General features: G+C 31.5%; 12 protein-coding genes. 8 read left to right on the plus strand and 4 right to left on the minus strand.

Features of this window, described 5'->3' with window-relative positions; genetic code table 11:
• Positions 1-122 precede the first annotated feature (122 nt).
• Positions 123-1739, minus strand: coding sequence for a chaperonin GroEL (gene groL / locus B5E48_RS03725; protein ID WP_087304129.1), 1617 nt, complete (start codon positions 1737-1739; stop codon positions 123-125).
• A 12-nt stretch (positions 1740-1751) separates the two neighbouring features.
• The gene (locus B5E48_RS03730) at positions 1752-2012 is read right to left on the minus strand and encodes a GroES family chaperonin (protein ID WP_087245164.1); all 261 of its coding nucleotides are present in this window, start codon (positions 2010-2012) and stop codon (positions 1752-1754) included.
• 190 nt (positions 2013-2202) lie between these two features.
• On the opposite strand from B5E48_RS03730, the gene B5E48_RS03735 reads away from it, so the two are divergent.
• Positions 2203-2397, plus strand: a complete 195-nt coding sequence (locus B5E48_RS03735; RefSeq protein WP_087304130.1) for a DUF6440 family protein — start codon at positions 2203-2205, stop codon at positions 2395-2397.
• A gap of 9 nt (positions 2398-2406) precedes the next feature.
• A complete protein-coding gene (locus tag B5E48_RS03740; protein ID WP_087245166.1) occupies positions 2407-2775 on the plus strand; it encodes a VOC family protein in 369 nt (122 codons plus the stop codon).
• 29 nt (positions 2776-2804) lie between these two features.
• Here the strand turns inward: B5E48_RS03740 and B5E48_RS03745 are convergent, their stop codons facing one another.
• Together B5E48_RS03745 and B5E48_RS03750 are read right to left on the minus strand one after the other, a co-directional pair.
• Entirely contained in the window at positions 2805-3473 is a 669-nt protein-coding gene (locus tag B5E48_RS03745; RefSeq protein WP_087304131.1) for an MBL fold metallo-hydrolase, read from the minus strand.
• Positions 3474-3500: 27 nt separating this feature from the next.
• Entirely contained in the window at positions 3501-4241 is a 741-nt protein-coding gene (locus B5E48_RS03750; RefSeq protein ID WP_087304132.1) for a YebC/PmpR family DNA-binding transcriptional regulator, read from the minus strand.
• 118 nt (positions 4242-4359) lie between these two features.
• Between B5E48_RS03750 and B5E48_RS03755 the strand changes: the two genes are divergently transcribed.
• The 6 genes from B5E48_RS03755 (at position 4360) to B5E48_RS03780 (ending at position 13742) form a co-directional block, all read left to right on the plus strand.
• Positions 4360-5514, plus strand: a complete 1155-nt coding sequence (locus B5E48_RS03755) for an aminoacetone oxidase family FAD-binding enzyme (RefSeq protein WP_087304133.1) — start codon at positions 4360-4362, stop codon at positions 5512-5514.
• The gene (locus B5E48_RS03760) at positions 5498-7057 is read left to right on the plus strand and encodes an NAD(P)/FAD-dependent oxidoreductase (RefSeq protein WP_087304134.1); all 1560 of its coding nucleotides are present in this window, start codon (positions 5498-5500) and stop codon (positions 7055-7057) included. The genes B5E48_RS03755 and B5E48_RS03760 overlap by 17 nt, the downstream gene beginning before the upstream one ends.
• An 11-nt stretch (positions 7058-7068) precedes the next feature.
• Positions 7069-8436: a Trk system potassium transporter TrkA gene (gene trkA, locus B5E48_RS03765; protein WP_087304135.1), complete on the plus strand. Its 1368-nt coding sequence runs from the start codon at positions 7069-7071 to the stop codon at positions 8434-8436.
• Entirely contained in the window at positions 8436-9875 is a 1440-nt protein-coding gene (locus tag B5E48_RS03770) for a TrkH family potassium uptake protein (RefSeq protein WP_087304136.1), read from the plus strand. Before trkA ends, B5E48_RS03770 begins: the two co-directional genes overlap by 1 nt.
• A gap of 115 nt (positions 9876-9990) precedes the next feature.
• Complete coding sequence (locus tag B5E48_RS03775; RefSeq protein ID WP_087304137.1) at positions 9991-10695, plus strand: ABC transporter ATP-binding protein; 705 nt, start codon at positions 9991-9993, stop codon at positions 10693-10695.
• A complete protein-coding gene (locus B5E48_RS03780; RefSeq protein WP_087304138.1) occupies positions 10689-13742 on the plus strand; it encodes an ABC transporter permease in 3054 nt (1017 codons plus the stop codon). Before B5E48_RS03775 ends, B5E48_RS03780 begins: the two co-directional genes overlap by 7 nt.
• Positions 13743-13866 lie beyond the last annotated feature (124 nt).

The raw sequence follows: 13866 nt of genomic DNA on the forward strand, positions 1-13866 counted from the left end.
CCCTCGCATACTATCTAAGATAGGTTGTATTAACATATAAATGTAGCGCCGTATACGAGACCCGTACGTACGGTGCAATGAGAGGGGCGAAGATTAATTTCTTCCCTCTACTCTATTTTCTATTAATACATTCCTGGTGCCATTGGAGCAGGAACTGGATTATCTTCTTTAATTTGTGCAACACCTGCTTCAGTTGTAATAAATAAAGCAGAAATACTTGCAGCATTTAATAAAGCACTACGTGTAACTTTTGTTGGGTCAATAATACCTTTATCAAACATTGATACCCATTCACCATCTTTAGCATCAAATCCTTGTCCATCAGCAACTTTCATTTGTTGTTCTACAATTTCATCACTATTGAAACCAGCATTTTCAGCAATTTGTCCCATTGGAGCAAGTAATGCATCTAAGACAACTTTAATACCTTTTTGTTTATCTACGTTAGAATCTTTTAACTGGTCTTTTAAAGCTACATAAGCGTTAACTAATGTAACACCACCACCCATAACGATTCCTTCACTAACAGCAGCTTTTGTGGCATTTAAAGCATCTTCAATTCTTAATTTCTTTTCTTTCAATTCAGATTCAGTAGCTCCACCAACTTTGATAATAGCAACACCATTACTTAATTTACCTAATCTTTCAGCATAATTCTTTTTATCATAATCACTCTTAGAATTATTCATTTGTTCAGTGATTTCTTTAACACGTTGATCAATAGCAGTCTTATCACCACTACCACCAATCATTGTTGTATGATCTTTAGTAATGTGTATTTTCTTAGCAGATCCTAAATCAGTCATTTGCATGTCTTTTAAATTCATATTTAAATCTTTACTATAGAATTTAGCATTTGTTAAAATGGCAATATCTTGTAAGATTTCTTTTTGATTATCACCAAAACCAGGAGCTTTTGTAGCCACAACATTAAATGTTCCTCTTAATTTATTAACAACTAATGTTGAAATAACTTCTTGTTCAAAATCATCAGCAATTAATAATAAAGGTTTATTAGATTGCATAACTTGTTCAAGAATTGGTAAGATTTCTTGAACTGTATTAATTTTTTGATCAGTAACCATGATTAATGGGTTATCTAAATCAACAGTCATTTTTTCTCTATCAGAAACCATATATGGAGAAACATAACCTTTATCATATTGCATACCTTCAGCAACTTCTAATTCTGTATCAAAGCTGTTAGATTCATCAACACTGATGACACCATCTCTACCAACTTTTTCCATGGCTTGAGCAATATATTGACCAATTTCTTTATCTCCAGAAGAGATTGTCGCAACACTTTCAATATCATTGCTTGTTTCTACTTTATGAGATTTATCTAAAATATATTTTGCAACTTCCTTACTTGCATAATCAATACCTTCACGCATTAAAACAGGGTTTGCACCTTTTTCAACAGCTTTTAAACCATTTTGAATCATACTTTGAGCTAAGATTGTTGCTGTAGTTGTTCCATCACCAGCAACATCATTTGTTTTATTGGCTACTTCATATACAAGTTTTGCACCCATGTTTTCAAATGCATCTTCTAGTTCGATTTCTTTAGCAATTGAAACACCATCATTTGTAATTAAAGGTGATCCAAACCCTTTATCTAAAACAACATTACGTCCTTTAGGACCAATAGTGACTTTTACTGCATCTGCAAGAGTATTAACTCCATTTAACATTGCATCTCTGACATCTTTAGAAAAACGAATTTCTTTACTCATTATTTATTCCTCCTATTCAATAATAGCTAAAATATCTTCTTCTTCTAAAATCATATATTCGTCATCATTATCTTTAAATTTTGTTCCTGAATATTCTTTAAAGATAACAGTCATACCTTCTTTTAAGTGTTCATCACATTTAGGCCCAACAGAGACAACAGTCGCTTGATTGCTTGCTTGTTCTTTTGGACTTGTTAAAATGATTCCGCTTGCTGTTTGAGTTTCAGCTTTTTCTTTTTTTAATATCACATAATCATGTAATGGTTTCAACATTTTGTATTCCTCCTTATGTTTTAGCACTCATATATCTTGTTTGCTAACAACTATTATTATAGCATGATATATGAACTGAATATGAACTTTTAGCACTATGATTTTAAAAGTGCTAAAATCCTTAAAATATATGAAAAAATATTTTTATTTAGACTTCTCTTTTGTTATAATTAAAAAAAAGGAGAAGATTATGGCAAAAAAATATGAGAGATTTATAAAAACTTATAGTTCAGAAAAAATACTTCAAACTTCTGAAATATGGGTTGATAAAGAAACAGGTGTGAATTATCTTTTTCATAGTAATTCCGTTGGTGCAGGACTGACAGTATTAGTTGATAGAGAAGGAAGACCTATTATTACAACGGTATTTCCAGATGAAGAATAGGAGGACGACATGAAAGCTGTATTTAATCATTGTAATATTAATGTTACAAACTTAGAAAAAAGTATCGCATTTTATCAAAAAGCATTAGGACTTACTGTTGTCAGAGAAAAGGAAGCATCGGATGGAAGTTTTAAACTTGTTTATCTGACTGATAGTGAAGCCTCTTTTCAATTAGAATTGACATGGCTAAAAGATCATCCACAGGCTTATGAATTAGGTGAAAATGAAAGTCATATTTGTTTTGTTGTTGATGATTATGAAGCATATCATCAATTGCATCAAGACATGGGATGCATATGTTTTGAAAATGAAGCAATGGGACTTTATTTTATTCATGATCCTGATGATTACTGGCTGGAAATTGTACCACAAAAATAAGCAAAGAACCTTTGTGCGAAAGGTTCTTTTTATACGAGAATTTCAAATGTCTGATTTTGATGGGTAACAGGCAGGATTTGAGCATGATAGGGATTGTCTAAATGCTCTTGTAATAGGAGTTTTGTTGTTTCATAGTGTCCAAAATAGTGAATTGGTAAAATGTATTTTGTTGGAACATGTCTTAAAAAAGCATTTAAGCCTAATAAATAGTCTTTTTCTTGACGAATATCCACAACAACACAAGCAAGATCAACTGGTTCTTTGATAGAACAGATTTCTTGGAGGTAAGTCTGTTTTTGATATATATTGTCTTGTTCTGGTTCACCTTCCCAATGCCACCAATGAAGATCACCAGCATGATATATTGTCTGATTTTCCACATGGACAAGAAAAGCACATCCTTCATCGGTTGAAAGAAGCGTTTGAATCGACATGTCATCTATTTGATAAGTTTGGTGTGCATCAACATAATAAGCTTCATATTTATGGCGTAATGTGCTAGATAAAATATAAGTTATATGAGGATGATGAATTTTAAAAATATTGGGATTATAATGATCATAATGACGATGGGAAACAAATACATAAAGTGGTTTGTTATGATTAAGATTGAGCTGACCTTGATAATAATCAAATAGAAGAAGGTGCTCTTCCAACTCTACTAAACATCCACTATGATATAAATGTGTAACTTTCATATAAAAAAAGATAACATGCGAAACATGTTATTCTTCTTCTCCTTCATCATAATTTGAAACATTATGGTAAACTTCATCAACATCATCACAATCATTTAATAATCCCATTAATCTATCAAATAACATCATATCTTCACCTTCAAGTTCTACATAGTCTTGAGGTGTTGTTGTAATATCATCCACATCAAATTCAATATCTTCTTTAACAGCTTCAATAGCTGTTTTGATTTTATTTAAATCTGTTGGTTCACCTGTTATTTTAATACGTCCATCTTCTAATGTTGTAATGTCTTTAGCATCAACATCACCCATAACTAAAGCTTCTAAAACTTCGTCTTCGCTCATACCACTTAAAACAACAGTGCTTTCTACATTATATAAATAAGCGACAGAACCTTCAGCTCCTAATTTAGATTTTGCTTTCGTAAATGCAGGACGGACTTGAGAAATTGTACGATTAATATTATCAGTTAAACATTTTACAATTAATGTTGAGTTTCCTGGTCCAAAACCTTCAAATTGAATAGGTTCATAGTTTTCTGTTACACCACTTTTGACTTTATCAATAGCACGTTTAATAACATCAGCAGGAACTTGTTCTTTTTTTGCTTTATCTACTAAACGTCTTAATGCTAAATTTCCATCTAATTCAGGTCCACCAGCTTTTGCTGTTAAATAAATTTCTTTTCCATAGCGAGAATATAATTTCGCTTTTTTAGCTGCAGTTTTTGCCATTGCAACTTTACGCACTTCATGTGCTCTTCCCATGATAAAATTCCTCCTTTGAAAATTCCTTTAGTATTATAAACATTTTTTAGTGATTTTTCAATAAAAAATGGTATAATCACTATATTTCATATAGAATTGAATGAAGAAAGGAGAAATTATGAGAAAAATAGTGATTGTTGGAGCTGGAGCTTCAGGTGTCTATTTATCTGTTTTATTAAAACAAAAATATCCTCAAGATGATGTTATTGTTTTAGAACAAAATCAATCTCCCTTAAAGAAACTTTTAGCAACTGGAAATGGAAGATGTAATCTTTCTAATCAAAATATGGATCAACAATATTATGATAGTGATAATTTAGATATTGTTCAGTCGATTATTCAAGATTTTGATATGGTTAGTCAAATGAAAGAAATAGGACTATATTGTCTATATCAGGGTCATCTTTTGTATCCTAAAAGCGAGCAGGCTTTATCAGTAAAAAATGTATTGATGCAACGTGCTCAAGAAGCAGGGGTTTTATTTTTTTATGAACAGGAAGTTCATCGCATTGAATGTCAAAATCAATATAGAATTGTAACATCAAAACAAACATTTCATGCTGATATTGTTATTTTGGCCATGGGGAGTGAAGCAGGGAAACTTTCAGGCATGAATGAATCACGTTATCATATTTTAAAGCAGCTTCAATTAAAAGTGATTGAACCATTACCTTCTTTAGTTCAGTTTTATACATCACCTGTTTTAAAAGCTTTAAAAGGTGTAAGAGTGAAGGGGACTTTTTCGTTGATGGAAAATGACAAGTGTATTCATCAGGAAAAAGGTGAATTATTATTTACTGACTATGGTGTGAGTGGTATTGCTGTTATGCAATTGTCATCTTTTTATAAAAAACATCATCAATATCAATTATATATTGATTTTTTTGACGAATTAAGTCACAATCAGTTATGTCAATATTTATCTCAGCAATCTTCATTATTTTTAGAAGGTATGTTAAATCATAAAATTGCATCATATTTTCAAAAATATCAAGATCTTCCTATTCAAAAACTGGCTTTTTTATTAAAACATTATCGTTTAGATATTCAAGGTATCAGAGAAGCGCAGTATGCACAGGTGATGAAAGGAGGATTATCATTAGAAGATGTCACTTATGATTTAGAATTAAAAAGATATCCTAGTATGTTTGCTATAGGAGAAATATTAAATGTAGCAGGAATGTGTGGAGGATATAATTTGCATTTTGCATTGGCAAGTGCTTATCGTGTAGCGCAGGCTATAGAAAGGAATGTATATGTTAAGAATTCATAATGTCAAAGTCAAATTAGGAGAAAAACGTTATGCAAAAGTCATATCACAATATTTGAATGTTCGAGAAAAAGAAATTCGAAATGTAACTTTGGTCAAACAATCTATTGATGCAAGAAGACAAAATGTTCATTTTATATGTAGTTTTGATTTTCAGGTTCATGATGAAGAGCAGTATTTAAGAAAATTTCCACAGCTTCAACGTGTTCAACCATATCAATATCATTATTTACCATCAAATGATCAAAGTGTCATGATTGTAGGAAGTGGGCCAGCTGGTTTATTTTGTGCCTATGTTTTGGCTATGAGTGGTCAGAAAGTGACTGTTATTGAGCGTGGTCAGGAAATTGAAAAAAGAGAAAAAGCAGTGGCTGATTTGTTAGAAAATGGTTGCTTGCATTGTGAAAGTAATATTGCATTTGGTGAAGGTGGAGCTGGAACTTTTTCTGATGGGAAATTAACAACTGGTATAAAAAATGAACGTATTCGTTATGTATTGGAAACTTTTGTTCAATTTGGTGCGCCAGAGGATATTTTATATCTTCATAAACCTCATATTGGTACAGATTATTTACGTCAAGTTATTCAAAATATGCGTCAATTTTTAATTGAAAAAGGAGTCACATTTTTATTTGAAACACAAATGATTGATTTTAAACAGGAATCAGATAGTTATCATGTTACTGTTTTACATCATGGTCAGACTGAAGTGATGAATACTGATTTACTTGTATTGGCTATTGGTCATAGTGCACGTGATACTTATGAATTACTTTATCAAAAAGGTATGACTCTTGAACAAAAAGCTTTTGCAGTAGGCGTACGTATTGAACAATCACAACAAAAAATCAATCAAATTCAATATAAGAAAAGTGCTTCTTCACCATATTTAAAGGCAGCAACATATAAACTTGCTGTACAAAGTGGAAAACGAGGTGTTTATACATTTTGTATGTGTCCTGGTGGTTATGTTGTTCCATCACAACATGAAGATGGAACGCTATGTGTTAATGGGATGAGTTATTATGCACGTGATGGTCAAAATGCGAATAGTGCTATTTTAGTCACTGTTTCCACAGATGATTTTGGTAGTTCACATCCATTGGCAGGAATTGAATTTCAAAGACAATTAGAAAAGAAAGCATTTATGTTAGGTGGTGGGCATTTTCATGCTCCGGTACAAAAAGCTATGGATTATATAAATAATGAAGTCAATCCATTAGGTAAGATTAAGCCAACTTATCAGCCAGGATATCAGCTTTGTGATTTAAATCAGATATTTCCTGATTTCATTAATCATTCTTTAAAAGAAGGTTTGTTATTAATGAATCAAAAGATGCCTGGATTTATTGATGAGGACACAATTTTAACAGGAGTGGAATCAAGAAGTAGTGCACCAGTTAGAATTTTAAGAAATGAAAACTTTCAATCATCAATGAAAGGAATTTACCCAATTGGAGAGGGTGCTGGTTATGCTGGAGGTATTATGTCATCTGCAATTGATGGGATGATGTGTGCGGAACAGATCCTAAAGACATATAAATAGTGGGAGGAATTATGAATATTGTTATTATTGGATTAGGAAAAGTGGGACAGATGCTGACACATTATTTATCAAATGAAGGATATAATATTGTTGTTATTGATCAAAATAGTCAGAAAGTAGAAAATGTTGTTAACCAATATGATGTTTTAGGAATTAGTGGAAATGGGGCCAATTTTCAAGTCTTACAAGAAGCGGGTGTTGATAAAGCCAATGTTGTTATTTCAGTAACGACATCGGATGAATTGAATATTTTATCTTGTTTATTAGCTAAGCAATTAGGAGCTAAGCACATCATTGCGCGTGTTAGAAATCCTGACTATTCTTTACAAAGTGAAATCTTAAAAAATAAATTAGGATTTTCTATGATTATTAATCCTGAGTTGGAAGCTGCAAATGATATCAGAAGAACAATTTTGTTTGCATCAGCCATGCGTATAGATACTTTTGCGAAGGGAAAAGTAGAAATTATTGAATTGCGTATTTGTAATGGAATGAAACTAGATTCTATTGCTTTAAGTCAATTGTCTTCTGTTACAAAATCTCAAGTATTAATTTGTGCGGTGAAACGTAACGATAAGGTTATGATTCCCGATGGAGATTTTATTTTAAAGGGTCAAGATCATATTTATGTTGTTGGTTCACATAAAGATTTAACAAAGTTTTGTTTAGATGCTGGTTTTGTATCAGAAAAAATCAAACATGTTATGATTATTGGTGGAAGTAAAATTACTTATTATTTAGCAAGACAATTAGCTGTACATGGAATTAAGACAAAGATTTTTGAAAGAAATCATGAACGCTGTATTCAATTGTCTGAACAACTGCCATATTCTGTCATTATTGAAGGAGATGGTAGTGATGAAAATATTTTAATGGAAGAAGGCGTCAATAGAAGTGATGCCTTAGTCAGTTTAACGGGATTGGATGAAGAAAATATTGTTTTAGCCCTAGTAGCAAAACAATTGGGTGTAAAGAAATCTATCGCAAAAGTGAATCGTATGAATCTGAATGGTGTTATTGATCAATTAGGTATAGATAGTATTGTTGATCCAAAAGTTTTAGTAACTTCTCAAATTATTCGTTATTTACGTGTCAAAGAAAATCATGATCGTTCTTCTAGTGTTCAGACATTATATAAGATTGTCAATGAAGAAGTGGAAGCCGTTGAATTTATTGTTGATGAAAAAACAAAATATTGCAATATTCCATTAGCTCAAGTGAAAACAAAGAAAGATTTATTGATTGGTGGTATTATTCGTCAAAATCAGACAATTATTCCTAATGGTCAGGATGTTTTAAATGTTGGCGATCGTATTATAGTCATTGCTTACCATACCCCTCTTAAAGATATTAATGATATTTTTGAGGAAATTCACTGATGAATAGACGTATGATTTTTTATACGCTTGGTAAAATGCTCATGATTGAGGGGCTGTTGATGCTTTTACCATGCTTGACTGGTATGATTTATCATGAAAAGGAAGGTTTGGCATATTTTATTATTGCAATTTTATTATGCTTTATAGGAAAGCTTATGAGCTTACATAAACCTCAAAATAAAATCATTTATGCTAAAGAAGGTTTTGTAGTCGTTGCTGCAGCATGGATTTTTTTATCCATTTTTGGAGCTATTCCTTTTTGCTTGACAGGTGAAATTCCTTCTTATGTAGATGCCTTTTTTGAAATAGTTTCAGGTTTTACAACAACGGGTTCATCTATTTTAACAGATGTTGAGGCTTTATCACATGCCAGTCTATTCTGGCATAGCTTTTCACACTGGATTGGTGGTATGGGGATTCTGGTTTTTGTCGTGGCATTTTTACCAGATGCCAATGGTTCTACTTTACATATTTTAAAAGCGGAAATGCCAGGTCCTATTGTAGGAAAGTTAGTTTCTAAAATAACAGTATCTTCACAGATTTTATATCAGCTTTATACAGTTTTAACAATTCTTGAAGTCATACTTTTGATGTTGGGTGGAATGCCTTTCTTTGATAGTTTATTAAATAGTTTTGGAACTGCTGGAACAGGTGGATTTGCAATTAAAAATGCTTCAATAGCTTATTATAATAGTGCTTATTGTGATGGAATTATTACCTTTTTTATGATTTTATTTGGTATTAATTTTAATTTGATATATTTTGTTGCGATTAAGAAATTCAAAGCAGCTTTTAAAAGTGAAGAATTACGCTGGTATCTTATTATTATCTTTGCTTCAGCCATTGCGATATCGTTTAATATTTTACCTTTATATCATTCTATTTTTGAAGCTTTTCGTTATGCTATCTTTCAAGTTGGATCTATTATCACGACGACAGGTTACGTCACTGCTGATTATGGACAATGGCCATTATTTTCACAAACAATTTTAGTCTTGTTGATGTTTGTTGGAGCCTGTGCAGGTTCAACAGGTGGTGGGATGAAAGTTTCACGTATTATTATTGGAGTTAAAAGTGCTATTGCTGAAATGAAGCATATGCTCCATCCACATAGTGTTGTTTCAGTTGTATTTGAAGGGAAACATTTATCGTTATCTACTTTAAATAATATTCATGTTTATTGGGTGCTCTATTTCTTATTATTTGGTTTATCACTTTTATTTGTTTCTTTACAAAATATTGATTTTACATCAGCATTTAGTGCTGTTGCGACATGTTTTAATAATGTTGGGCCTGGTCTTGGTGTTGTTGGACCAACAGGAAATTTTTCTAGTTTAACAGATTTGTCAAAAATTGTTTTATCATTGGATATGCTGGCAGGTCGTTTGGAGATTTTCCCATTGTTAATGTTCTTTTCACGTTCTTTATGGAAAAAGTAAGAGTTGTTTGTAAAAAAAGCGACTCTTTTTTATTATGGAATTTTTTGTTATTCTTCACACCATATTTTTTTTTGTCATAAAATGTGATACACTAATAAAAAAGGTGGTTATAAAAATGAGTGCATTAATTGAATTTAAAAATATAGTTAAGAGCTATACAATGGGGGATATTACAATTAATGCCAGTGATGGTGTTGATTTTACTGTTGAAAAAGGGGAGTTTGTCGTTATTGTTGGTGCTTCGGGAGCCGGGAAAACGACAATTTTAAATTTACTTGGGGGTATGGATTCACCAACCAGTGGTTCGATTATCGTCGATGGTGAAAACATTGCCTTATATGATGAAAAAAAATTGACAGAATACAGACGTAATGATATTGGATTTGTCTTTCAATTTTACAATTTAGTTCAAAATTTAACAGCATTAGAAAATGTTGAATTGGCTTCTCAGATTTGTAAAAATCCATTAGATGCACGAAATGTGTTAGAAAGAGTTGGACTATCAGATCGTATGATGAATTTTCCAGCACAATTATCTGGAGGAGAACAGCAACGTGTGGCTATCGCCAGAGCGATTGCTAAAAATCCAAAACTTTTGTTATGTGATGAACCAACTGGAGCATTGGATTATCAGACGGGGAAGGCAATTTTATCTTTATTAAGGGAAATGTGTGATACTTATCAGATGACAGTCATTGTGATTACTCATAACTCTGCTTTAGCACCGATGGCAGATCGTGTGATTCATTTAAAAAATGGAAAGGTCAATGGGGTTGAAATCAATGAAAACCCACAACCAATCGAGGAAATTGAATGGTAAAAAGAAAGAAAAAAGCTTATTGGAAAAATCTCAGAAAAACAATTTTAACATCTAAAGCAAGATTTTTTTCCATTTTTGCGATTGTATTTTTAGGTGCGGCTTTTTTTGCAGGGTTAAGAAATACACCGGGAACAATGACTCAATCAATGGATCATTACTTGGACAAACACCATTATGCTGATTTAACATATATGGCATCATTAGGTTTTTCCAAAGATGATATTAGTGAAATTCAAAATATATCGGGTATTGAAGATATTCAATATGGTTATCAATTTGATGCTTTGATTCATCATAATGATTCACTGGCAGGAGTTACTGTTTACGCCAGTGAACAATATGATCAAGATATGCTTAATCAACCTTATCTGGTTGATGGGCGTTATCCTCAAAAAGACAATGAATGTGTCATTGATGAAGAAATGCTGGCAGAAGATTATCAGATTGGTGACGAGATTTCTATTCATAATGATCAAGGTGAAAAGACTTTTAAAATCGTTGGTGTTGTGAATGATGTTCGTTATATTGCTATTACGGATCGTGGAACGAATACTTTGGGTGATGGAACGAATGCTGGATATATTGAAATTTTAAATGAAAACAATGATTTTTTAGCTATGCCAGAAGATCTTTATGAATTACGTGATGAAGATATTTTATATAATCAGATTTCTGTCTGTGTAAAGGGAGCTAAAGAATATAATGTTTTCAGTGAGGCATATGATGATTATATTGAAGATGTGAATACAAAAATAAAAAGTACTTTATCATTAAAAATGAGTCGCTTGTATGAAGATTTGACAAGTGATGCCAAAACAAAATTAGATGAAGCCCAAAAAGAATATGATGAAGGTTATCAGACATATAGTGATTCTAAAGATTTGTTTGATGAAAAGATATTAGAGGCTAAAATTCAATTAACGAATGCGAAAATCACATTGGCTACAAAAGAAGCTGAATATTTAAAAGCTCAATCAACAGCATCTTCACAAATTCAAGACATGTTAGAAACAATTGAAAGTACGAGTGAGGAGTTAAAAGGAAATTTAGAAAGTTTACAAAAAGAACTTGAGAATTATCAAAATGAAAATACTGAAAATATTTCTCCAGAAGTGCAAAAATCAATAGCTAGTTTAGAAAAAATGCGAGATATTCTTAAAAATGCACCTTCCTCATTAGATGGATTGACGCAATTGAATGAAGCTTCTATTGCGATTGAAAAGGCTAAGCTTGAAATTCAACAACAAGAAAATCAATTGACTTTAGAAGAACTGAAAACAAATAATGAATTAGAAAAAGCTCAAGACAAATTAGATCAGGCAAAATCGCAGTTAGATGAAGCCAGAGATCAAGTGGATCAGATTCCTAAAGGAAGGCTTTATACTTTAACACGCCATGAAAATTCAGGACTTGTGAATTTTGATTCTAATAAGGATTCTATTTCTTCTATTGCAGATATTTTCCCATTAATGTTCTTCCTTGTATCAGCTTTGGTTTCATTAACAACAATGACGAGAATGGTGGAAGAACAAAGAAGTCAAAGTGGAACATTACGTGCTTTAGGTTATTCTAAATGGGATGTCATGAAGCAATATATCATATATGTTATTTTTGCAACCTTTTTTGCTTGTATTTTAGGAATTGTTTCAGGAACACAATTTTTCCCACGTATTATTTATTATTTATATAATTTAATGTTATTTCAAGTGGATGCACCTATTTCGATTTATGCCAGTACATGGGTTTTGCTGGAAACAGTTTTTATATCGGTATTTGTTATTTTGGCAGTCACACTCTTTGTTTGTATGAGTGAATTGAATTTGATGCCAGCGGTCTTAATGCGACCTAAAGCACCAAAAGTTGGAAAACGTATTCTTTTGGAAAGAATTCATTGGTTATGGCGTCGTTTGTCTTTCAATCAGAAAGTAACAATGCGTAATATTTTTAGGTATAAGAAACGCTTCTTTATGTCTGTGATTGGGATTGCTGGATGTACAGCTTTAATTATTACCGGCTTTGGTGTTAAATCTTCTGTATCACAGGTTGTTGATAAACAATATCAAGATGTTTTTACATATGATTATCTTGTTCGTTTAGAAGATAGTGTTTCAACCAAAACAGCACAGAATTATCAAAAAGATTTATTGAATCGTAGCGAAGTTGCAAATGTGGAATATGTTTTAAATAAGAGTATTAATATCTTAAAAGATAAAGAAGATTTATATGGTTCATTAATTGTTTATCAATCAATGGATAATATGAAGAACTTTGTTCAGTTTAGAAATTATCAGACATATAAAGATTTGGTTCTTGATGATGAAGGTGTTATTTTAACCGCAAAAGCAGCTGAATTGCTTGGTGTGGAAGATAATGATACAATTGATATTGAACTCAATGAAACAAAGTATAGTGTAAAGGTTTCAGGTATCACAGAAAACTATTTTATGAATTATATTTATATGTCCCAGACTTTATATGAATCATTGACATTACAGGATCTGGAAGTGAATAATGCGTTCTTGATTTTACAGGATGATCGTGCTTCGAGTCAAAAAACACTGGAAGCTTATATGCAGGACAAAGGTTATGGAAATTTAAGCAATGTATCATCAATTGGTGAAGAATTTGATAAACAGGTTCAAAGTGTAAATCTGGTTGTTGTTATTTTGATTGTCTGTGCAGGAGCTTTAAATTTCATTGTCCTTTATAACTTGACAAATATTAATATTCAAGAACGTAAAAGTGAGATTGCAACGATTAAAGTTTTAGGTTTTAGACGTAAAGAAGTTTATGACTATATCTTTAGAGAAAATGTTCTTTTATCAGTGATTGGTTCTTTACTGGGAATGATTTTTGGTTATTTCCTTCACAAGTTTATTATTTTGACGGTGGAATTGGATATGACAATGTTTGTTAGACAATTAAATATCAGTAGTTATATATATGCTATTATTATGACTTTAGGTTTTACTTATTTTATTAATTTTACAATGCGACATGTTTTAAATAAGGTTGATATGGTGGAATCTTTAAAGAGTATTGAATAGGGAGTGGAATCATCCACTCCTTGTTTTATAAAATAATATATTTTTTATTAAATAAATAAATATTTTTATGATTTTTAGAATATTTGAAAAAATAAAGTTATTTTTTGTTGACTTGTATCAAATG

It is taken from the genome of Massilimicrobiota sp. An105 (assembly GCF_002161155.1).
Taxonomy (GTDB): Bacteria; Bacillota_I; Bacilli_A; order Erysipelotrichales; family Coprobacillaceae; genus Allocoprobacillus; species Allocoprobacillus merdigallinarum.

What these genes read in the sequence shown, in the direction of transcription:
- groL (WP_087304129.1), bottom strand. Translation starts at nt 1,739, where the DNA reads ATGAGTAAAGAAATTCGTTTTTCTAAAGATGTCAGAGATGCAATGTTA.
- B5E48_RS03730 (WP_087245164.1), bottom strand. Translation starts at nt 2,012, where the DNA reads ATGTTGAAACCATTACATGATTATGTGATATTAAAAAAAGAAAAAGCT.
- B5E48_RS03735 (WP_087304130.1), top strand. Translation starts at nt 2,203, where the DNA reads ATGGCAAAAAAATATGAGAGATTTATAAAAACTTATAGTTCAGAAAAA.
- B5E48_RS03740 (WP_087245166.1), top strand. Translation starts at nt 2,407, where the DNA reads ATGAAAGCTGTATTTAATCATTGTAATATTAATGTTACAAACTTAGAA.
- B5E48_RS03745 (WP_087304131.1), bottom strand. Translation starts at nt 3,473, where the DNA reads ATGAAAGTTACACATTTATATCATAGTGGATGTTTAGTAGAGTTGGAA.
- B5E48_RS03750 (WP_087304132.1), bottom strand. Translation starts at nt 4,241, where the DNA reads ATGGGAAGAGCACATGAAGTGCGTAAAGTTGCAATGGCAAAAACTGCA.
- B5E48_RS03755 (WP_087304133.1), top strand. Translation starts at nt 4,360, where the DNA reads ATGAGAAAAATAGTGATTGTTGGAGCTGGAGCTTCAGGTGTCTATTTA.
- B5E48_RS03760 (WP_087304134.1), top strand. Translation starts at nt 5,498, where the DNA reads ATGTTAAGAATTCATAATGTCAAAGTCAAATTAGGAGAAAAACGTTAT.
- trkA (WP_087304135.1), top strand. Translation starts at nt 7,069, where the DNA reads ATGAATATTGTTATTATTGGATTAGGAAAAGTGGGACAGATGCTGACA.
- B5E48_RS03770 (WP_087304136.1), top strand. Translation starts at nt 8,436, where the DNA reads ATGAATAGACGTATGATTTTTTATACGCTTGGTAAAATGCTCATGATT.
- B5E48_RS03775 (WP_087304137.1), top strand. Translation starts at nt 9,991, where the DNA reads ATGAGTGCATTAATTGAATTTAAAAATATAGTTAAGAGCTATACAATG.
- B5E48_RS03780 (WP_087304138.1), top strand. Translation starts at nt 10,689, where the DNA reads ATGGTAAAAAGAAAGAAAAAAGCTTATTGGAAAAATCTCAGAAAAACA.